Annotated in this window: 22 protein-coding genes; 14 read left to right on the top strand and 8 right to left on the bottom strand. The window is 68.2% G+C overall.

Annotated elements, in window-relative coordinates; translation table 11 throughout:
* Position 1: 1 nt before the first annotated feature.
* The 3 genes from ACFXHE_RS24845 to ACFXHE_RS24835 all read left to right on the top strand — a co-directional run bounded on the left by ACFXHE_RS24845 (position 2) and on the right by ACFXHE_RS24835 (position 2,283).
* A complete protein-coding gene (locus ACFXHE_RS24845; RefSeq protein WP_379386669.1) occupies positions 2-793 on the top strand; it encodes an N-formylglutamate amidohydrolase in 792 nt (263 codons plus the stop codon).
* An 84-nt stretch (positions 794-877) separates the two neighbouring features.
* Complete coding sequence (locus tag ACFXHE_RS24840; RefSeq protein WP_379386668.1) at positions 878-1,639, top strand: siderophore-interacting protein; 762 nt, start codon at positions 878-880, stop codon at positions 1,637-1,639.
* 281 nt (positions 1,640-1,920) lie between these two features.
* Positions 1,921-2,283 (top strand): hypothetical protein, encoded by a 363-nt coding sequence (locus ACFXHE_RS24835; RefSeq protein ID WP_379386667.1) that lies wholly within the window; start codon positions 1,921-1,923, stop codon positions 2,281-2,283.
* 11 nt (positions 2,284-2,294) lie between these two features.
* On the opposite strand, the gene ACFXHE_RS24830 is transcribed toward ACFXHE_RS24835, so the two are convergent.
* The 3 genes from ACFXHE_RS24830 to ACFXHE_RS24820 form a co-directional block, all read right to left on the bottom strand.
* On the bottom strand, positions 2,295-2,804 hold the full coding sequence (locus ACFXHE_RS24830; RefSeq protein ID WP_379386665.1) for a DUF1990 family protein: 510 nt from the start codon (positions 2,802-2,804) through the stop codon (positions 2,295-2,297).
* Positions 2,805-2,806: 2 nt separating this feature from the next.
* Entirely contained in the window at positions 2,807-3,304 is a 498-nt protein-coding gene (locus ACFXHE_RS24825) for a M23 family metallopeptidase (protein ID WP_379386896.1), read from the bottom strand.
* A 287-nt stretch (positions 3,305-3,591) separates the two neighbouring features.
* Complete coding sequence (locus ACFXHE_RS24820) at positions 3,592-4,095, bottom strand: GNAT family N-acetyltransferase (RefSeq protein WP_379386663.1); 504 nt, start codon at positions 4,093-4,095, stop codon at positions 3,592-3,594.
* Positions 4,096-4,352: 257 nt separating this feature from the next.
* Between ACFXHE_RS24820 and rpsB the strand changes: the two genes are divergently transcribed.
* Both rpsB and tsf read left to right on the top strand, forming a co-directional pair.
* On the top strand, positions 4,353-5,204 hold the full coding sequence (gene rpsB / locus ACFXHE_RS24815) for a 30S ribosomal protein S2 (RefSeq protein ID WP_379386661.1): 852 nt from the start codon (positions 4,353-4,355) through the stop codon (positions 5,202-5,204).
* A gap of 108 nt (positions 5,205-5,312) precedes the next feature.
* Positions 5,313-6,128, top strand: coding sequence for a translation elongation factor Ts (gene tsf / locus ACFXHE_RS24810; protein WP_379386659.1), 816 nt, complete (start codon positions 5,313-5,315; stop codon positions 6,126-6,128).
* Positions 6,129-6,200: 72 nt separating this feature from the next.
* Here tsf and ACFXHE_RS24805 read toward each other — a convergent pair whose 3' ends face one another.
* The 5 genes from ACFXHE_RS24805 to ACFXHE_RS24785 form a co-directional block, all read right to left on the bottom strand.
* Positions 6,201-6,548 carry a hypothetical protein gene (locus ACFXHE_RS24805; RefSeq protein WP_379386657.1) on the bottom strand — a complete coding sequence of 116 codons (348 nt, stop codon included), beginning with the start codon at positions 6,546-6,548 and terminating at the stop codon, positions 6,201-6,203.
* 52 nt (positions 6,549-6,600) lie between these two features.
* The gene (locus ACFXHE_RS24800; RefSeq protein WP_379386655.1) at positions 6,601-6,849 is read right to left on the bottom strand and encodes a hypothetical protein; all 249 of its coding nucleotides are present in this window, start codon (positions 6,847-6,849) and stop codon (positions 6,601-6,603) included.
* The gene (locus ACFXHE_RS24795; RefSeq protein WP_379386654.1) at positions 6,846-7,295 is read right to left on the bottom strand and encodes a hypothetical protein; all 450 of its coding nucleotides are present in this window, start codon (positions 7,293-7,295) and stop codon (positions 6,846-6,848) included. The genes ACFXHE_RS24800 and ACFXHE_RS24795 overlap by 4 nt, the downstream gene beginning before the upstream one ends.
* A gap of 84 nt (positions 7,296-7,379) precedes the next feature.
* Positions 7,380-7,904 carry a cupin domain-containing protein gene (locus tag ACFXHE_RS24790; RefSeq protein ID WP_379386652.1) on the bottom strand — a complete coding sequence of 175 codons (525 nt, stop codon included), beginning with the start codon at positions 7,902-7,904 and terminating at the stop codon, positions 7,380-7,382.
* 10 nt (positions 7,905-7,914) lie between these two features.
* The gene (locus tag ACFXHE_RS24785; RefSeq protein WP_379386650.1) at positions 7,915-8,799 is read right to left on the bottom strand and encodes an NmrA/HSCARG family protein; all 885 of its coding nucleotides are present in this window, start codon (positions 8,797-8,799) and stop codon (positions 7,915-7,917) included.
* Between the two features lie 106 nt (positions 8,800-8,905).
* On the opposite strand from ACFXHE_RS24785, the gene ACFXHE_RS24780 reads away from it, so the two are divergent.
* The 9 genes from ACFXHE_RS24780 to ACFXHE_RS24740 form a co-directional block, all read left to right on the top strand.
* Positions 8,906-9,778, top strand: a complete 873-nt coding sequence (locus ACFXHE_RS24780) for a helix-turn-helix transcriptional regulator (RefSeq protein ID WP_379386648.1) — start codon at positions 8,906-8,908, stop codon at positions 9,776-9,778.
* 158 nt (positions 9,779-9,936) lie between these two features.
* Positions 9,937-10,671, top strand: coding sequence for a UMP kinase (gene pyrH / locus ACFXHE_RS24775; RefSeq protein ID WP_040859803.1), 735 nt, complete (start codon positions 9,937-9,939; stop codon positions 10,669-10,671).
* A 36-nt stretch (positions 10,672-10,707) separates the two neighbouring features.
* On the top strand, positions 10,708-11,265 hold the full coding sequence (gene frr / locus ACFXHE_RS24770) for a ribosome recycling factor (protein ID WP_364613922.1): 558 nt from the start codon (positions 10,708-10,710) through the stop codon (positions 11,263-11,265).
* A gap of 90 nt (positions 11,266-11,355) precedes the next feature.
* Positions 11,356-12,252, top strand: coding sequence for a phosphatidate cytidylyltransferase (locus ACFXHE_RS24765; protein ID WP_379386895.1), 897 nt, complete (start codon positions 11,356-11,358; stop codon positions 12,250-12,252).
* 82 nt (positions 12,253-12,334) lie between these two features.
* Positions 12,335-12,673, top strand: coding sequence for a CU044_2847 family protein (locus ACFXHE_RS24760; RefSeq protein ID WP_379386646.1), 339 nt, complete (start codon positions 12,335-12,337; stop codon positions 12,671-12,673).
* A gap of 6 nt (positions 12,674-12,679) precedes the next feature.
* The gene (locus ACFXHE_RS24755; RefSeq protein ID WP_379386644.1) at positions 12,680-14,560 is read left to right on the top strand and encodes a trypsin-like serine peptidase; all 1,881 of its coding nucleotides are present in this window, start codon (positions 12,680-12,682) and stop codon (positions 14,558-14,560) included.
* A gap of 10 nt (positions 14,561-14,570) precedes the next feature.
* Entirely contained in the window at positions 14,571-15,587 is a 1,017-nt protein-coding gene (locus ACFXHE_RS24750; protein ID WP_379386642.1) for an AAA family ATPase, read from the top strand.
* Between the two features lies 1 nt (position 15,588).
* Positions 15,589-17,994 carry an SAV_2336 N-terminal domain-related protein gene (locus ACFXHE_RS24745; protein ID WP_379386641.1) on the top strand — a complete coding sequence of 802 codons (2,406 nt, stop codon included), beginning with the start codon at positions 15,589-15,591 and terminating at the stop codon, positions 17,992-17,994.
* Positions 17,991-18,422, top strand: a 432-nt coding sequence (locus ACFXHE_RS24740) for a hypothetical protein (protein ID WP_379386640.1), incomplete at its 3' end; no start/stop codon positions are given. The genes ACFXHE_RS24745 and ACFXHE_RS24740, both read left to right, overlap by 4 nt.

Here is an 18,422-nt window from a genome sequence, read left to right as displayed (position 1 = left end):
CATGCGAATGCCCGACTCGGCCGAACTGCTGCCCGGTGCCGCCGATTCGCCTGTGGTGCTGCATGTTCCGCACTCCGCCCGCACGATTCCCGCCGCTGTCCGCGCGGAGCTGCTGCTCGATGACGGGGCGCTCGACCGTGAGCTCGACGCCATCACCGACGCCCATACCGCGCGGCTGGCGGATACGGCCGCACACCTGTCGCCCACCCGGCCATGGCAATTCGTGAACCGGCTGTCCCGGCTGGTCGTCGACCCGGAGCGCTTCCCGGACGAGCGGGAGGAGATGCGCGCCGTCGGCATGGGCGCGGTGTACACCGCCACCACGGACCGGATGCCGTTGCGGGCGGCCGATTTCGATCCCGCACCGTTGCTGGACCGCTACTTCCACCCCTATGCCCAGGCCATGACGGATCTGGTCGCCGATCGCCTGTCGGCGACCGGCCGTGCGGTGATCATCGACGTCCACTCCTACCCGGCTCAGCCCCTGCCCTATGAGCTGCACGGCGACGCACCGCGTCCACCGATCTGCCTGGGCGCGGACGCCTTTCACACGCCGCCCGGACTGCTCACCCGTGCGGCCGGGGCCTTCGTGGACTTCGGTGGCGTCGGCGTCAACAGCCCGTTCGCGGGAACCTATGTGCCGCTGGACTTCTACGGCACCGAGCCCCGCGTCTCCGCGCTGATGGTGGAGATCCGCCGCGACCTGTACCTGTCCGAACCCGGCGGTCCGCCCGGTCCCGGAATCGGTCGCCTGGCCGCCGCCCTGGCCGCGCTTATTGCCGATATCCAGTGACCGACGGCCTATCGAAATGCTATCGACGACCTATCGGAATTCATGCTAGCGTTACTTAGGTAATCCTAATTATGGAGGCTTCCTTTGGCACGCACACGCATCACGCTGGTGGTCCAGAACACGATCCGACTGACCGATCACCTGATCCGGGTCCGGCTGGGCGGCCCCGGCTTCACGTCCTTCCAGCCCAACGACCGCACCGACGCCTACGTCAAACTGGTCTTCCCCGGTGCCGACGGCGACACCGTGCGCACCTACACCGTGCGCGGGGTGGATCGCGCGGCGCAGGAGCTCACCATCGACTTCGTCTACCACGGTGACGAGGGCGTCGCCGGACCATGGGCCGCCGCGGCCCAGCCGGGCGACACCATCGACCTCATGGGTCCGGGCGGCGGCTACGCCCCGCGTTCCGACGCCGACTGGCATCTGCTGGCCGGCGACGAATCCGCACTCCCCGCCATTGCCGCGGCCTGCGAGTCGCTGCCCGCCGATGCGGTCGGGCAAGTATTCGTGGAGGTCGCGGATCCCGCCGACGAGCTCGCCTTCGCGCACCCGGAGGGCGTGGAGCTGACCTGGATTCACCGCGGCGCCGACGAACCGGGAGTCCGCCTCGCCGCTTCCGTCCACTCCGCCCCCTGGCGTGACGGCCAGGCGCACGTCTTCATCCACGGTGAAGCACAGGCCGTCATGCACGACCTCCGCCCCTACATCCGCAAGGACCGCGGCGTCCCCGCCGACTGGGCATCCATCTCCGGTTACTGGCGGCGCGGCCGCACCGAAGAGGGCTTCCGTCGCTGGAAGTCCGAACTCGCCGAACGCGAAAAGGCCACCCCCGCAGCCCTTTAGCCAATCCACTCCTCCCGACTCGGGTGTCCCCTGCGGCCCGCCGCATGCATTTGCGGCGGGCTCCTCATCGTAGGCGCGGCCGGTGATTACGGCGTCAGCACGTATTCGAGTTGGTCGAGGTGTGGTTGCTGGACCGAGTGGCGGGGCCGGGGTGTGAGGATCGCCTCCAGGTGCATGTGTCCCCGCCGTGCCAGGCGCCCCCTCGGACAATGTGTTTCGGTCCCGGACGCCCCACCACCGCAGCGCCATAGCCGAAATCGTAGCGGGTAGCGTCGATGATCATGACGAACCCATCTTCCCTGCGTGAACGTCTGCGCGCCGCGCTGCCCGTGGCTATGAAGGCTCGCGATCGCAATGCCACCGCGGCGCTTCGTTCGGCTCTGGGCGCTATCGACAATGCCGAAGCTGTGGACGGTTCCGATGTTCGTGCCGGGGCCATCGAATCCAGTGCTGTGGGGCTGGGCGCGGCCGAACGCGCTCGGCGCGACCTCACCGAGTCCGATATCGCCGGTATCGTGCGTGCCGAGATCGACGACCGTCTCACTGCCGCAGGGGAATACGATGCGCTCTCCGGTGGGGCGGACCGTGCCGCCTCGCTGCGCGCCGAGGCCGCTGCCCTCTCGGCTCACCTTGCGGATGGCTGAGGCCGCGTGCCTCAGCGTGGCCGGATGGTTCCGATGTAGCGGTGTGCGAACCAGCGCTGGATGAGTCGCACGATCGGGCCGCCGAGCCGGGTGTACCAGGCGCCCGGTTTCGAGAACGCGGCGATGACCCCGTGGACCGAGCCGTCGGCAGGGTCGTATTCGACGCAGAACAACTCCTCACCGCTCTCGGGGTGGCCGGGGAGCGTCCCGTAGGCGAAACCGCGCCGATCCGGCTCGTCGAGGACGTAGACGACCCGGCACGGCGCATTCACGCCGATCGGCCCCAGCCCGAGCCGCACGGTCAGCTCGGTTCCCGGCTCGGCCACCGGCGTGGTCGCGTCCTGGAATATCCCGGTACCGCGCTGCATCCCGTACCCGAGAATGTGTTCGGCCGCCTGCTCGAACAGCGCTCGGCCCGAACCGATGTGCCTGCGGAGCCGGAAATGGTCATAGCCCGGCGGAAATTCACCCGCGGTCGCGCCGACATCGGAGTACGTGAAGGGCGCGGGTTTCTGCGACATGGTCACCATCCTCGCTCGGTTTCGAAGTTCACGTCCATGCGGCCGGGACCGGCCGGGATGTCGCCGGTGAGGGGCTTGAGCCGGATCGGAGTGCGGTGGAGCAGCCCGAGCGGATCGAGGTATTCGCCGTCCCGCCGCGCTCCCCAGTGCAGGCATGGAGAGCAGGGCGGGTGTCCGGCCTCCAGCAGCCCGATCGGTGTGCCGCGAGTCAGCCTGCGGCCCACGGGAATTGCCGCGGACACGGGCTCGTAGGTCGTTCGGAGCCCGCCGGGATGGTCGATGGAGACAACTGGTTTGTCGGCCACGATTCCCGCGAAGACGACGATGCCGTCCCCGGCCGCGAGCACCACCTGCCCCCGATCGCCCGCCAAATCCACCCCCCGATGCCCCGGCAGCCAATCGTGTTCGGGCTTGTCGAAGGCGCGCACGACCCCCGGCCGCGGCCGCAGCGGCCAGTCGAAATCGCCACCGGGCGCAGGTAAACCGCCGGCGGCAGGCATGGCGGCGCACAGCCCGATCAGGCTCGTCGCGCACGCTCCGGCCACGACCCGGACGACCGTGCCGCCTGGACCATGTGCACGCGATGCGAGCCGAAATCTGGTGTGCAGTCCGGGGGAAACGCCCGCGGCATTCGAAGCCGTCATGGACGGCACGGCTGAGACGTCGGTGTGCTGGGTGGGAGGCGGTGGTTCGGGCATGGGAATCAGCCTGCGCCGTGGTGGGGGCGGTGGGCGAGAGGGTGCGCGGCGAGTGTGGATGACACGACCGGTTGTGGACAACGTGAATGTCAGTTGCTGGGTCGCGTCAGGGAGTAGTGGACCATCGGGCCGAGTACGCCCCGGACCGTCTCGTAGGGACGCATTCCCAGGCGCTCGACAACGGCTCGTGAGGCGGTATTGCCTTCGTCGATTTCGGCGAGGACTCGATCCAGCCCGAGCGTGTCGAAGGCGTAGTCCAGGACCGCGGCTGCGGCCTCGCCTGCCAGGCCGCGGCCCCAGCGGGCCGGGGTCAGGCTGTAGACGATCTCCAGGTCGGGGCCGCCGTCGAGTCCACGCAATCCAGCCGTGCCGACCAGTGGCCCGCCGCTCCTTTCCCGGAGCGCCCAGAGCCCGAAATTCACGGTGGCGAAACTATTTTCGGAATTCGTGATGATCCGCGTGACCTCATCGACGGAGAGCATTTCGCCGTCGAAGAGGAATTCGCGGACGAGCGGGTCATGCCACAGCGCCACGAGTTCGTCGCGATCGCTCGCGCACACCGGTGTGAGCGCCAGTCGCCCGGTTCGCAGCATTGCCCCACCGTAGGCCGCTGACCTGCGATTGCGCACCTGAGTAACGCACACCCCCTGGGCCCGATTTCGGTCTGACGCCTCTGCTGCGTAAACTGATCCAGCGGTTTGCGTTAACGCAGACCGACTTCGCGCGCCCACAGTGAGTGTCGCCGGCTGGTCCCCCTGATTCGTTTTCGGAGGGTTCCGGTGGCCGTGAGCGCCAGGGCAGGGATCGCCGATTCCTGTGTCAACCAGCAACGAGAGGAAGTTACGGAGCCATGGCTGTCGTAACAATGAAGCAGCTGCTCGATAGCGGCGCGCACTTCGGTCACCAGACCCGCCGGTGGAACCCGAAGATGAAGCGGTTCATCTTCACCGACCGCAACGGCATCTACATCATCGACCTGCAGCAGACGCTGACCTACATCGACAAGGCCTACGAGTTCGTCAAGGAGACCGTTGCCCACGGCGGCACCGTTCTCTTCGTCGGCACCAAGAAGCAGGCCCAGGAGTCGATTGCCTCCGAGGCGACCCGCGTCGGCATGCCCTACGTGAACCAGCGCTGGCTGGGCGGCATGCTCACCAACTTCTCGACCGTCCACAAGCGGCTGCAGCGCCTGAAGGAGCTGGAGTCGATGGAGCAGACCGGCGGTTTCGAGGGTCGCACCAAGAAGGAAATCCTCATGCTGACGCGTGAGAAGAACAAGCTGGAGCGCACCCTGGGCGGCATCCGGGACATGGCCAAGGTTCCCTCGGCCATCTGGGTTGTCGACACCAACAAGGAGCACATCGCCGTCGGTGAGGCTCGCAAGCTGAACATCCCGGTCATCGCGATCCTGGACACCAACTGCGACCCGGACCTGGTCGACTACCCGATCCCGGGCAACGACGACGCGATCCGCTCGGCCGCGCTGCTGACCAAGGTCGTCGCCTCCGCCGTCGCCGAGGGCGTGCAGGCTCGCGCCGCGCGTGCCACCGGCGATGCGAAGCCCGAGGCCGGCGCCGGCGAGCCGCTCGCCGAGTGGGAGCAGGAGCTGCTGGCTCAGGCCACCCCGGCCGCCGAGCCGGAGACCGCGGCCGAGGCCGAGCTGAAGGAAGAGCCGGCCCCCAAGACCCCGGCCGACTTCTGATTTCCAGCCGCGAGGCATCTGTTCACCTTGCCGACCGCTCATGTTCCATGACGGTCGGCAAGGTGTGACCCCCACAGACTTTCACTCACAAAGGGAGGCTCGCCCGAGATGGCGAACTACACCGCCGCCGATGTGAAGCGGCTCCGCGAGCTCACCGGCTCCGGCATGATGGACTGCAAGAAGGCGCTCGAGGAGAACGCGGGCGACTTCGACAAGGCCGTCGAGTTCCTGCGTATCAAGGGCGCCAAGGATGTCGGCAAGCGCGCTGAGCGCGCCACCGCCGAGGGCCTGGTCGTCGCGCAGGACGGCATCCTGATCGAGATCAACTCCGAGACCGACTTCGTGGCCAAGAACCAGGAGTTCCAGGACGTCGCGAACGCCATCGTGGCCGCCGCCGCGAAGGCCCGCCCGGCCGACCTGGACGCCCTGAAGGCCGTTGAGGTCGACGGCAAGACCGCCGACCAGGTGCTGCAGGAGCTGGCCGCCAAGATCGGCGAGAAGCTCGAGCTGCGCCGCGTCGCCACCTTCGACGGCACCACCACCGTCTACCTGCACAAGCGCGCCACCGACCTGCCGCCCGCCGTCGGCGTTCTGGTCGAGTACACCGGCACCGACGCCGACGCCGCCCGTGCGGCCGGCATGCAGGTCGCGGCCCTCAAGGCCAAGTACCTGACCCGCGAGGACGTCCCGGCCGAGCTCGTCGCCAAGGAGCGCGAGATCGCCGAGGCGACCGCCAAGGAGGAGGGCAAGCCGGAGGCCGCCCTGCCGAAGATCGTCGAGGGTCGCGTCAACGGCTTCTACAAGGACGTCGTCCTGCTGGAGCAGGCGTCGGTCACCGACTCCAAGAAGACCGTCAAGCAGCAGCTGGACGACGCCGGTGTCACCATCACCCGCTTCGCCCGCTTCGAGGTCGGCCAGGCCTGATCGCCTGAAGCATCGAAAAGGCCCCTCGCCCATCGGTTTCCGATGAGCGAGGGGCCTTCTCGTATCGCCGTGCTACCTGGCGCAGTTCCCCCAGCCGCCGCCGGAGGAGCCGTTGATCAGCAGCCATCCCAGCTGCCCCAGCCCGCTGCTGCCCTGACCGCACGGAAAGCTGTAGCCCGAGGCGGAGAGGAGCAGCTCTGCCAGGGTTCCGGTGCCGACCGGGGCGGAGCTGAAGGGGTAGATCAACTGCTGGCTGCCGGTCACCCCGCTGCCACTCGAGGTACCCGCGATATCGGAGGTGCTCGGGGGCGCGGCCGGCTCGAGAGTGATGTCGGCTGTGGCGGGGCCCGCGGCGACGATGGCCCCGGCGATTGCGAGGGTGGCCAGTCCGGCCCGGATGGCGACGTTGCGTGTGTTCACGATTTCTCCTTGTGATTCTGAATGCCCTACTGCGCCGGGAACGGAATCCGGTTCAGCTGCAGAGTCCGTGGCAGGGGTCCTTCGACGGCGGGGCGAGCAGTTCCCCGAGGTAACCGAGGAAATTGCTGCTGCCGGAGGGGAGGGTCAGGCCGCTGCTCCCGCTGTCGGTGCCTGTGGCGAGACTGATCGGGTCGACGGGCGTGCGGGGTACCTCGGCCGAGGCCTGGCCCGCGCAGCCGATGACGCCCATCGCGAGTGCGAGAGCCGCGAATCCTGTTCGGGCAGTGTGGTTTCTGATCACGACGCGCACCCCGCGCCCAGGTACCAGGTCCCGGTCGTCAGGCTCATCAGCAGCGCGACCGTGCTGGCGAGAACGCTGTTCGTGTGCGGGTTGGACAGGCTGGTGCACGGGACGTAGTCCAGGGCTTTCAGGATCGTCTCCGCGACGGTGCTGTTGCCCATCGGTGCGGAACTGAAGGGATTGACGAGCTGCTGGCTTCCGGTCGCCGAGCCGGAGGCCGAACCGGAACTGGTTCCGCCGCTGGTTCCGTTCTCCTTCTGGCCGCTTCCGGTCGCGGGATTGAAATTGCCGCTGCCGGTGGAGGCGTCGGCGATGGCGGACGGGCTGGAGGACGAAGGGGGCTCGAGGGGGATGTCGGCCGCTGCGGGGCCCGCGACGGTCGCGAGGGTCGCTGCGAGGGCGAGGGCTGCCAGTCCGGTCCGGACCGTGCGGTTCTTCGTGGTCACGCGCCGAAGATATGTGAAACAGCTTTATTTGAAACAGGATTGAGCGCCCCCTGTTTCCTGGGCAATGTTTCCGGGGGCCGGGCGTCAGGTGGGTCGGTTCTGTAGTGCCGTCAGCTGGTGGATGTCGTGCTTCAGCCGTAGCTCGGAGATAGCCTCCGTGGTTGCCGAACCGGACAGTAGCAGGTCGCTCAGCTCGGCGAGGTATTTCTCGTGCCCGGCCGGCGTGACCATGAAAAGCATTCTGGCGGTGGTGGTTCCGGGATTGTGGAAGGCGTGGGGGCAGCCCGCGGGCACGTACATGAAGCTGCCCGGGCCGCCGCGGTAGACGGGCGTGCCGTCGGCGGCCTGCCAGGTGAGCCAGTCGCCCACGGTCTCGGCCCCGGGGTGGAAGGCCAGCAGGTCGAGTTCGCCGTCGACGATGTAGAAGATCTCCTGGGCGTGCCCGTGCCAGTGCGCGCCGACGTCGAAACCGGGCGGAACCTCGGCCTCGAAGGCGGACCAGGCATCGGAGTGGTCGGCCCCGACCTTGAGGGTCATGGTGGGCTGCACCTTCTCACCTACGCCGGGTGGCAGCAGCAGGCCGTCGGCGGCCAGTAGTCCGTCGGTCATGGTGTGCTCCTCAGAGGGTCCAGTCGGTGGCGGTCAGCCAGGCGTCGAGGGTCATCAGGTCGGGGAGGGCCGCGCGCAGGGCGGGCACGTCGATGGCCGGCGCGGGGCGGGAGTTGAAGAAGGCGAACATCTTTCCCACCTGCTCGTCGAAGGCGCGGATCTGCTCGACGGGGACCTGGACGGTCCGCGGGAGCAATCCGGCTGCGCGCGCGAGGGTTTCGGTGATCTGTGTGGGCGTCGGGCTGTCGCCGGCGAGGGTCAGGGTGCGGCCCAGGAACGTGTCGGGGCGGTCGAAGGCCAGGGCGGCGAAGCAGCCGATATCGCGGATGGCGATGAGCGGCATGGGCAGGTCCGGCGGCACCGGCAGGGCCAGGACCAGGTGGTCTCCGTCGCGGGCCGGCTGGTTGTAGGTGGCGAAATTGTCCATGAACGACACCGGCCGTAGCACGGTCGCGGGCAGTCCGAGGGCGCGGATGTGGTTCTCGATGTGCTCCTTGGCGTCGTAGTACTCGATGCCGGAGCCCGCTCCGACCCCGTGCAGCGAGCTGTAGACCAGGTGCGCGACACCGGCTTTGGCGGCCAGGTCCGCCACCGCTTTCCCGCGCCGCTCCTCGTCGGCGACCGCGGCCAGGCTGATGTGGGCGCCGTCCATCATGGTCAGCATGAGGAAGACGCCGTGTGCGCCGTCCATGGCGGTCCGCAGCGATTCCTCGTCATCCAGGTCGCCGACGGTGAGCTCGGCCCCCGCGTCCCGTAGCCGGCGGGCCTGCGGTGCGTCCGGATTCCGGACGAAGGCCCGGACCGACCGGCCCCGCTCCAGTAGTGCGGTGGTGGTGGCGCTGCCTTGCCGCCCGGTTGCTCCGATGACCAGTACCGGTCCGTTGTCCGCTCTCATCTCCAGCTCCCGTCGCGTCGATCTCGATTCGACGGTAGGAAGCCGCATGCACGCCTGTCCTGGTGGCGATAATGCTAGGCAGGTCTCTGTACAGGGGGACGGCCGAATGGTAAGCGGCAATGGCACTTCCGGCTCGCATCACGTCTCCGCCCGGCACGCGCAGCTGGGCGAGTTCCTGCGGGCGCAGCGGGCGCGGTTGCAGCCGGGGGACGTGGGCCTGGTGCCGTACGGCGATCCCGCGCGGCGGCGCACGCCCGGATTGCGGCGCGAGGAGGTCGCCGAGCTGTCGGGGGTGGGGGTGACCTGGTACACGTGGCTGGAGCAGGGGCGCGAGGTGGCGGCCAGCCGGCAGGTCATCGACGCCCTGGCCCGCACCCTCCGGCTGGATCCCGATCAGCATCGTCACCTGCGGTTTCTGGCCGGTCTCGCGGAGCCGGAGGACGCCGGGCCCGAGGCCGACCGGTCTCGGCTGCAGCGTCTGGTGGACGCGGTCATGCCCAGTCCGGCGAGCGTGTACGACGCCGGATTCGACTATCTGGTCTGGAATCGGGCCTATGTGCTGGTCCGCGACGATCCGCTCGCCCTGCCGCCGGAACGCCGCAATCTGCTCTGGATGATGTTCACCGAGAACGCGAATCGCATGCGCATGGCGCATTGGGAGCGTGCGGCGCGTGCGGTGGTCAGTCAGGTGCGCGATGCCGTGGGCCGTCGCCCCGACGATCCCCGGCTGGCCGCCTTGGTATCGGAATTGTCCGTTGCGAGCCCGGACTTCCGGCGCTGGTGGTCGGAGTATCCGGTGCGCCGATTCCGGCCCGCCACCATTACCGTGCGCCATCCGCGGGCCGGGCCGATCGAACTCGAAGTATTCCAATTGCGCCCGGTCGAGTACCCGAACCTGCTGATGGTGGTGCAGGCCCCTGCCACGCTGGTTGCCGCCGGGCGAATCGCTGCGGTCCTGGCGGCCGGGCAAATCGGGTAAAAGTTACGAATCGGTAGGCCGTATCGAGGGTCGGGTCACGCTCGCCACCGGTCGTGAGGCAGGATGGATGGAGCTTTCAAGCCGTCCCGTGCAATTCATCGGCCGGGATGGTCTTTTCATGTGCGTGCGCACGCTCGACCGCCGAGACAAGGAGACCGATGACGGACCCGGATACCGCCCCCGATCGCAAGGGCTACCGCCGAGTGCTCCTCAAGCTCGGTGGCGAGATGTTCGGCGGTGGTCGGGTGGGTCTCGATCCCGATGTGGTGCAGGCGGTCGCGGAGCAGATCGCCGAGGTCGTCGAGACCGGTGTCCAGGTGGCGGTCGTCATCGGCGGCGGCAACTTCTTCCGCGGCGCCGAGCTCGAGGAGCGCGGCATGGAGCGGGCCCGCTCGGACTACATGGGCATGCTCGGTACCGTCATGAATTCCCTTGCGCTGCAGGACTTCCTGCAGAAGCAGGGCATCGATACCCGGGTACAGACCGCCATCACCATGGGTCAGGTCGCCGAGCCGTACCTGCCGCTGCGCGCCAAGCGGCACTTGGAGAAGGGCCGCGTCGTGATCTTCGGCGCGGGCATGGGCATGCCCTACTTCTCCACCGACACCACCGCCGCCCAGCGCGCGCTGGAGATCGGCGCCGAGGTGGTCCTGATGGCCAAGGCCGTGGACGGCGTCTTCACCGCGGATCCGCGGGAGGACCCCGACGCCACCATGTTCACCGAGATCACCCACAAGGAGGCGTTGGAACGCGGCCTGAAGGTCGCCGATGCCACCGCTTTCAGCCTGTGTATGGACAACCAGATGCCCATGCTGGTGTTCAATCTGTTGACCAAGGGAAATATCGCCCGCGCGGTCGCCGGTGAGAAGATCGGCACGCTGGTCCGGTCATGACCGAGACAAGAACGATGACGCAGTGGAGGAATCGCCGTGATTGAAGAAGCGCTCTTCGACGCCGAGGAAAAAATGGAGAAGGCCGTCTCGGTGGTGAAGGACGATCTGGGCTCCATTCGGACCGGGCGCGCGAATCCCAGTATGTTCTCGCGAGTAGTGGTCGACTACTACGGTTCGCCGACGCCGATCACCCAGATGGCCTCCATCACCGTGCCCGAGCCGCGCATGCTCGTCATCAAGCCCTACGAGCAGTCCCAGCTGCAGCCGATCGAGACCGCGATCCGCAACTCGGACCTCGGGGTGAACCCGACCAACAATGGCGACATCATTCGCGTCAGCGTCCCGCAGCTCACCGAGGAGCGCCGCCGGGAAATGGTCAAGCAGGCCAAGTCCAAGGGCGAGGACGCCAAGATCTCGATCCGCAATGTCCGCCGCAAGGCGATGGACGAGCTCGGCCGCATCCAGAAGGACGGCGAGGCCGGCGAGGACGAGGTCGGCCGCGCCGAGAAGGAACTCGACAAGACCACGCAGAAGTACGTCGCACACGTCGACGAACTGGTGAAGCACAAGGAAGCTGAGCTGCTCGAGGTCTAGGACGGCCGACGCCGGCCGGGGGCAGGGACGAACGGACGACAAGTGAGCGACGGGACAATCGTGGCCGAAGAGACTGCCGCCACCGGCGAGATGCCGGAGGACGCCAGCGCACCGCCGGCGGCGGGCGGGGAGTCGGCAGGGCCGGGAAATGACGAGGGGAAGCCGCCCGCGTCGAAGGCGGGCCGCAACCTGCCGGCGGCGCTGGCGGTCGGATTCGGGCTGGGGTTGTCCCTCATCGCGATTCTGCTGTGGGCGCCCAAGGTGCTGATCGGCGTGATCGCGGTGGCGATCGCGGTGGCCACCTGGGAGGTGGCCAAGCGGCTGCGCGAGGCCGATGTGCTGGTTCCCCGGATTCCGCTGCTGGTCGGCGGGCAGGCGGTGGTGTGGCTGGCCTGGCCGTCCGGGCCGCAGGGGGTGCTGGGCGCCTTCGGCGCGACCGCGCTGACGATCATGGTGTGGCGACTGTTCGACCACGGCCTGCGGGCCACGCCGCGAAACTACCTGCGCGACACCGCCATCGCGGTGTTCGTGCTGGCCTGGATTCCGCTGCTGGCGGCCTTCGCGGTGCTGATGCTGCAGGAGGACGAGGGCAACCTGCGGGTGCTCACCTTCATGATCCTGGTGGTCTGCTCGGACGTGGGCGGCTATGTGGCCGGTGTGCTGTTCGGCAAGCACCCGATGGTGCCGCACATCAGCCCGAAGAAGTCCTGGGAGGGCTTCGGCGGATCGCTGGTGTTCTGTGTGATCGGCGGCCTGCTCACGGTGACGCTGCTGCTGCAGGCGAACTCGATGATCGGCGTGTTGCTCGGGGTGGGCCTGGTGCTGGTGGCGACCAGCGGGGACCTGATCGAATCGCAGGTCAAGCGGGAGCTCGGCATCAAGGACATGGGCACGCTGCTGCCCGGCCACGGCGGGATCATGGATCGCCTGGATTCCATGCTGCCGTCGGCCTTCGTGGCCTGGCTGGTACTCACCGCGCTGCTCTGACGCGTTGAAACGGTTGCCGCTCAGAATGTTTCGGTGGTTCAATGCAGGGGCGCTGACGCGGCAGCGGTGACAGGGGGCGACCATGGGCGACATCAAGCAGATCGAACTGCCCGACGGCACGATCATCCATGCCCGGGTCATCTCCGATGAGGACGAGCAGGCCGGTGGTGACGCCGGCCTCGGCGACTACTTCAAACTCGAGAAGTTCGGTGACACCGTCAAGGGTGTGGCCGCCTCGGTGCGCCAGAGCGTTTCCGGTCTGCGGGCCGACAAGGTCTCGGTCGAATTCGGGCTGGAGCTGTCCGTCGATGCCCACGGTGTGATGGCCGTGCTGGCCTCCGGCGGTGCGAAGGCGTCGGTGAAGATCAAGCTCGACTGGGAGCTGGACGCGCGCGATGCGGGGGACCAGGCGGCAGGGTGATGCCGGGTGCCAGATGACACAGCCGAACTGCTGAAAGGCGCGACCGCCGAGGTGGTTCCGGTGCCGCGGCGGCGGGATGGGAAGTCGCTCGGCACGGCGTTCCGGGTGGCTCCCGGCTTCGCGATCACCGCCGCACATGTCGCTCGCACCGAGGGTGCGCGGGTCGAGCTCCGCTTCACCGGTGGGACCTGCGCGGCCGAGGTCGTGGTCGCCCACCCGGCTCCACCGGACAGCACTCGCTGGGACTTCGACGATATCGCCGTGCTGCGCATCCTCGAGCCCGACGAGGTGCGGGCCGTCCCCTGCGTGCTCATGGCCGAACCGGTGCCGGAGCCCGGGGACAAGCTGCTCATCTGCGCCTACAACCCGGGCTATGTCGCGGACTTCGTCGAGAACTATCGCGATTGCGTTGTGCGGGAACCGCATCCGCCGAAGTTCTGCACGATCGACGGGACTCGTGCGGTGATCCAGGGCATGTCGGGCGGACCGGTATGGTCGGTCCGGCACGGCGGGGTGTTCGGATTGGTGAAGGGGAGCGAGAACTACAACGCACCCCAGGGCGGCGCGGTGGCCCTGCTGCTGGACGGCCTGCGGCGGCTGTGCCCGCCGGAGCTCTATCAGGAGATCATCACCTCGCACGACCGGTATCAGAGCGCGAATCAGCTGTGGTCGGACCGGTTGTCCGGTCGTTCCGCGGCGCTGCGCCGCTGGATGATCGATCTGCACGGCCTGCTCGCGCAGATTCCGGCGGGCCCCGGCCGGCTGGCCCCCGAGGAGTTGGTCAGCCACCTCTTCCGCGACTTCGTCCGGCCGCGGGAGGTGAATCGCCTTGCGACACTGCGCGATCTGGTCGAATTCCTGGGTACCGAGTTCCCGCGGCCCAATGAGGCCCTGGCCCGCTTCTGCATCCTGGTCTCCCGGCTGCTGCCGGGACTCGACAAGGCAGTTCTCGAAGGACTGCAGCGCATCAAGGGCCGCATACTCACGCCCGCGGCACTCGAGGCGCTGGAACAGTATCTGGTGGCGCAGCTGCCCGAGGCCGCGGTGCGCACAACACTTTTCGGCGTGATTCAGCCGAGCGAGAAGCCGAAGGTCGACGGGCGGCCCGCATCCTTTCGCTACGAGGTGCACCAGAGATTCGACGACCAGGAAATCCTCCAGATCGAGGACGAAAAATCCTATGCGCCGGGCGAATACGATCTGGTCAAAGAGGAATTGAAGTCGGCTCTGGATCGTCAGTTGAGCAAAACCCGGGCAGCGACGCACGGGGTCGAAATCGTTGTCGCGCTGCCGGACGAATTTCTGACAGAGGAACCGCTGTATGAATGGCGGCGCCCGGATGCGCGTCCGTTCAGCAAATACGTGATGCGATTGCGCCGCAGCAGTACCTGGGAAAAGGACGACGAGAAGATCGTCGAAGTCGAGGAGCGTTATCGGCGGCTGCTGCGGCAGGCGTCCGACGGGGTGGTCTGGATCTGCTGTGCCGACCCGCGCGCCCAGGATCTGGGTCTGCTGCAGGAACTGTTCGTCTACGACGAGGACGATCTGGCGCCGCACGACAGTCTCGCGATCACCGAACCGCCGACCGTGCACGCCCTGGCGGCGTCCCGGAGCAACGCCCTGCCGGTGACGGTCTGGCGCACCGAACGCTGCCCCGATCACCCGGTGGGGGGCGCGCCGTGCGGCGGGTTCCGATTCCACGTGAAGCTGACCGCGTGGCTGCAGAGCGAACCGCCGGCGGACTGGCATGCCGCGGTGTGGCGCGAACAGCGCCGGCCGCAGCCCTCGGCCCAGCGAGATCAGTTCTGGCGCAAGATCGTTTTCCTGTTCGACAAGCCGGGGGAGAGCCGTCGCCGGCCGCCGCTGGCGGGTCCGCGGATGGCATGAGGGAGTGGGGATGACAGCACCCAATTGGCATGTGTTCCATGGTTCGGGGGAACCGCGGCCCGACGGCTGGGACGCCGTGCCGCCGCCCATGCTCGCGCGCACCTTCACCGGCGCGCCGCTGGTGCCGCCGCCCCGGGAGCGGGCGGATCAGCCCGATCAGATCCGGCGCAAGCTCGGCGCGGGCGACATCGGCGCGCATCAGTTGCGGCCCGACGATCTGGATGTCATCAACGCCGCGCTGCTGTGCCGCAGACCGTTGCTGATCACGGGCGCACCGGGATTGGGGAAATCCTCGCTGGCCTATCTCATTGCCCGCGAGCTGGCGCTGGGGCCGGTGCTGACCTGGCCGATCACCAGTCGCAGCACGCTGCGCGAGGGGCTGTACCACTACGATGCCCTGCGGCGCTTCGAGGAGGCGCAGCTGCCGGACGCGGGGCGGGTGGAGCTGGCCGACTACATCACGCTCGGACCGCTGGGCACCGCGCTGCTGCCGTACCGGCGGCCGCGGGTGCTGTTGATCGACGAAATCGACAAGGCCGACGTCGATCTGCCCAACGACCTGCTGCACGTGTTCGAGAACGGCGAGTACCAGATCGACGAATTGCGCCGAATTCGGGCGCAGCGCGAGACAGTTGACGTTTTCACCCACGAGGGCCGGGAACAAGTCTCGATTTCCGAGGGTTTCGTGCAGTGCAACGCATTCCCGATCGTGATCTTGACGAGCAATGGGGAGCGCGAATTCCCGCCCGCCTTCCTGCGCCGCTGCCTGCAACTCCAGTTGGCGAAACCCGAACGCGCGCAATTGGAGCGCGTGGTCGCCGCACATCTGGGAGACTCGGTGGTGCGGGAATATGACGAGATTATCGAGACTTTCATCAGACGACGAGATGATCTGGGAACACTACCGACCGATCGGCTTTTGATCGCTCTGCATGTTCTCACCCGGGCCGCCGGCGACGATCTGAACCAGGAGGGACGGAAACGGCTGGCGGAGCGTCTGATGCAGCCGACGGAGAGCGGGGGCTGAGGTGGGAAGCCTGTCGGAACTGCTGGAGGCTCTGCGCGGGCTGGAGATGGACCCCGACCAGGTCGCCGAGGCGCTCTGGCTCGCCAAGCACATCGAGGATCAGCCCGCGGCCGCGACACCGTCGCCACCGCCGGCGGCCGAAGTACCTGAGTCCGAGCCCATTTCGCCGATTCCGGCGCTATCGCCGCCGGACCTGCCGGTGGCGCCCCGGGCCGCGCCCGCCGCGCCACCCGGCCGTACCTACGGCTGGCCCTTCCGCGCGGAGATCGAGGTCTCGGCACCCGCACCGCTGGATTCGGAACTGCGGCTGCTGGGCGAATTCCGCCCGCTCGGACAACGACTTCCGGATCCCGGCCAGCGCGAGTTCGACGAGGACGCGACGGTGCAGCGCAGCGCGAGCACGGGCGTGGCCTGGCCGGTCACCCGCCCGGCACTGGTGCGCCGGCGCGAGGCCGCGCTGGTGTTCGACCGGCATCCGTCCATGGTCGCCTGGGGCGGCCTGGCCCGCGCGGTGCGAGAGATGGTGGAGAAGGTCGGTTTTCGCCAGGTGCGAGTCTGGTATCTGGACGAGGACGCCGCGGGCGCGCTCCGATTGGCCACGGGCGCACGGGAACCCGCGGACCGGGCGCTGTCGGAGCTCTACGACGCCTCCGGCAGCCGGGTGATCATGGTCTTCAGCGCCTGCCTGGGTGACGCGTGGCAGTGGGGCACGGCCGCGGCGGAGCTGCAGCAGCTGGCCAAGGTGTCCCCGGTGGCGGTCATTCAGCCGCTGCCCAGCAGCATCTGGAGTAGGACCGGTCTGAACTGGGAGCAGGGCCGAATAACTCCGGTGATCCCCAACTGTCCCTCGCCGCTGCGCGTGGTCGCGCCGGCGGGTTCCGGCCCGATGCCCGTCCCGGTGCTGGAGATGACCCCGGGCTGGATCGCGCCCTGGACCGACCTGCTCACCGGCCGCCGCCGGGCCGCCGGTTTCCCGCTGCTGAGCCGCCCGGCGAGCGACCCGGACCGCTCGCGCACGCTCGCCGCCCGGCAGAACGCCGAACTCGGGGATCGTCCGCTGGAACGGGTGCGCCGCTTCCGTTCGGCCTCCTCACCGGACGCCTTCCGCCTGGCCGCCAGTTTGGCGCAGGTGCCGCTGCTGCTGCCGATCATGCGGCTGGTGCAGCGGGCGGTGCTGCCCGGCACCCGAGCGAGCGTGCTGGCCGAGGTGCTGGCGGGCGGCCTGATCGAGGAGGCCACCGAGACCTCCGCGCCGCCCTACACCATTCCCGAGGACAGCCGGGTGTTCGTCTTCCGGCAGGAGGTCGCGGCCATCCTGCGGGACGCCCTGCCGCGCAGCGAGGCGACCGGGGTGCTGAATGCCGTCTCGCAATTCATCGAGACGCATTACGACGTGCCCGGAAAAGTCTTCCGGGCCACCGTTTCCGAGCCGTCCTCCGGCGGTGGCGCGCCTTTCGCCTATCTGTCACCGGAAACCCTGCGGCGCATTGCCCCGAGCTTTCCCGATCCACCCGGCGAACCGCCCGACGAGGACGACCGTCGCCGCTATGACGCGGTGCTGAGTGATGCCGTGGCAACCGTCGCGCTGGATGATCCGGATCTCGCGCTCACGCGGTGCCGGTACGCGCTGGCGTCGGTCCCGATGGGTTATGCGCCGCGAATCACGGTGCTGCACAGCATGACAATGCTCTTGCGCGTCCGCTGGGAGCGATTCGGCGACACCTCGGATCTGGACGAGGCGATCGCGGTGGCGAAAACCGCGCTCACCGAAATGCCCGACGCGGAGGACGATCCGGAATTCGTGGCCGAACTCGGCGGGTTGCTGTTCCGGCGGTATTCCGCGGTCGGCGGGGTGGATTTCCTGATCGATTCCACCCGGGTGCTCCGCATCGTGGTGGAGGCCGTGGAACCGTACGGCCGGCTCGGTGTCCAGGTTTCCGAACAACTCGGTGACGCCCTGGTGCTGCGCTGCGAGGTGGCCGCCGAACCGCTGTACGCATGGGAGGCGATCGATCGATACCGGGTGGCCGCCGAGGGCGCCGACGTGTCGCGCGGGCCGGTGCTGTTGCTCAAACTGGCGCGCGCACGGCTGGATGTCGTGGTGTTGTCCGCGTATCCGGACAGCACGGTGGCGGAGCAGCTGCTCGAAGACTTCCGTTATGCCGCACCAGAATTGACGAATGCCGGGACCGAACTGAACGAGGCGACGCGCGAATTCGTGCGGCGGGTGGAGTCGGGCGCGGCCACCGGGCGGTTGGAAACCACCTTGATGTACCGACTGGCCGGGATTGTGCGGGCGGCCCTGCCGGACCTGATGGACTCGGCAGCCGAACCCGGATCGGCACTGTCGGCAGTGCAGGCACTGCTGGAACTGGCACCGCCGGAAGCGGAGTCCAGCGGTCGATGACGGAGGTCGGCGCCCGACGGCGATCACGCTGGGGCATTCGCGTCGCGTCGCTGCTGATAGTGGCGGTGGCGGCCGGGCTCGGCGCGGTCGCGCTGCGCGGGGCGCTCGAATTCGCCACCCCGCGGCTGCTGGGCGCGGTCCTCGCGTTGCATCCTGTCGAGGGTGGGCTGTGGGAGCCGACGCAGGTCCTCGCCCATGACCGCCGCGTGGCTCTGCTGCCCGTCATGGTCGCGGCCGGAATGGTGCTGGCCGTGCTGTTTTCGCGGTGCAAAGGAACCTCGGTCGATCGCACTGACCGGACCCTGGCCAATGGCACTGACCGGACCCCGGTCAATGGCACTGACCGGACCCCGGTCAATGGCACTGACCGGACCCCGGTCAATGGCACTGACCGGACCCCGGTCAATGGCACTGACCGGACCCCGGTC

The sequence above is a fragment of the Nocardia sp. NPDC059229 genome (assembly GCF_042754165.1).
Lineage (GTDB): Bacteria > Actinomycetota > Actinomycetes > Mycobacteriales > Mycobacteriaceae > Nocardia.
This window is presented reverse-complemented; position numbering and strand designations above follow the sequence as displayed.

Excerpts from the sequence above, each read along its gene's own strand:
- ACFXHE_RS24750 (WP_379386642.1), top strand. The coding sequence starts at position 14,571 with ATGACAGCACCCAATTGGCATGTGTTCCATGGTTCGGGGGAACCGCGG.
- ACFXHE_RS24780 (WP_379386648.1), top strand. The coding sequence starts at position 8,906 with ATGGTAAGCGGCAATGGCACTTCCGGCTCGCATCACGTCTCCGCCCGG.
- ACFXHE_RS24790 (WP_379386652.1), bottom strand. The coding sequence starts at position 7,904 with ATGACCGACGGACTACTGGCCGCCGACGGCCTGCTGCTGCCACCCGGC.
- ACFXHE_RS24830 (WP_379386665.1), bottom strand. The coding sequence starts at position 2,804 with ATGTCGCAGAAACCCGCGCCCTTCACGTACTCCGATGTCGGCGCGACC.
- ACFXHE_RS24785 (WP_379386650.1), bottom strand. The coding sequence starts at position 8,799 with ATGAGAGCGGACAACGGACCGGTACTGGTCATCGGAGCAACCGGGCGG.
- tsf (WP_379386659.1), top strand. The coding sequence starts at position 5,313 with ATGGCGAACTACACCGCCGCCGATGTGAAGCGGCTCCGCGAGCTCACC.
- ACFXHE_RS24835 (WP_379386667.1), top strand. The coding sequence starts at position 1,921 with ATGACGAACCCATCTTCCCTGCGTGAACGTCTGCGCGCCGCGCTGCCC.
- ACFXHE_RS24765 (WP_379386895.1), top strand. The coding sequence starts at position 11,356 with ATGCCGGAGGACGCCAGCGCACCGCCGGCGGCGGGCGGGGAGTCGGCA.
- ACFXHE_RS24825 (WP_379386896.1), bottom strand. The coding sequence starts at position 3,304 with ATGCCTGCCGCCGGCGGTTTACCTGCGCCCGGTGGCGATTTCGACTGG.
- ACFXHE_RS24760 (WP_379386646.1), top strand. The coding sequence starts at position 12,335 with ATGGGCGACATCAAGCAGATCGAACTGCCCGACGGCACGATCATCCAT.
- pyrH (WP_040859803.1), top strand. The coding sequence starts at position 9,937 with ATGACGGACCCGGATACCGCCCCCGATCGCAAGGGCTACCGCCGAGTG.
- ACFXHE_RS24845 (WP_379386669.1), top strand. The coding sequence starts at position 2 with ATGCGAATGCCCGACTCGGCCGAACTGCTGCCCGGTGCCGCCGATTCG.
- rpsB (WP_379386661.1), top strand. The coding sequence starts at position 4,353 with ATGGCTGTCGTAACAATGAAGCAGCTGCTCGATAGCGGCGCGCACTTC.
- ACFXHE_RS24820 (WP_379386663.1), bottom strand. The coding sequence starts at position 4,095 with ATGCTGCGAACCGGGCGACTGGCGCTCACACCGGTGTGCGCGAGCGAT.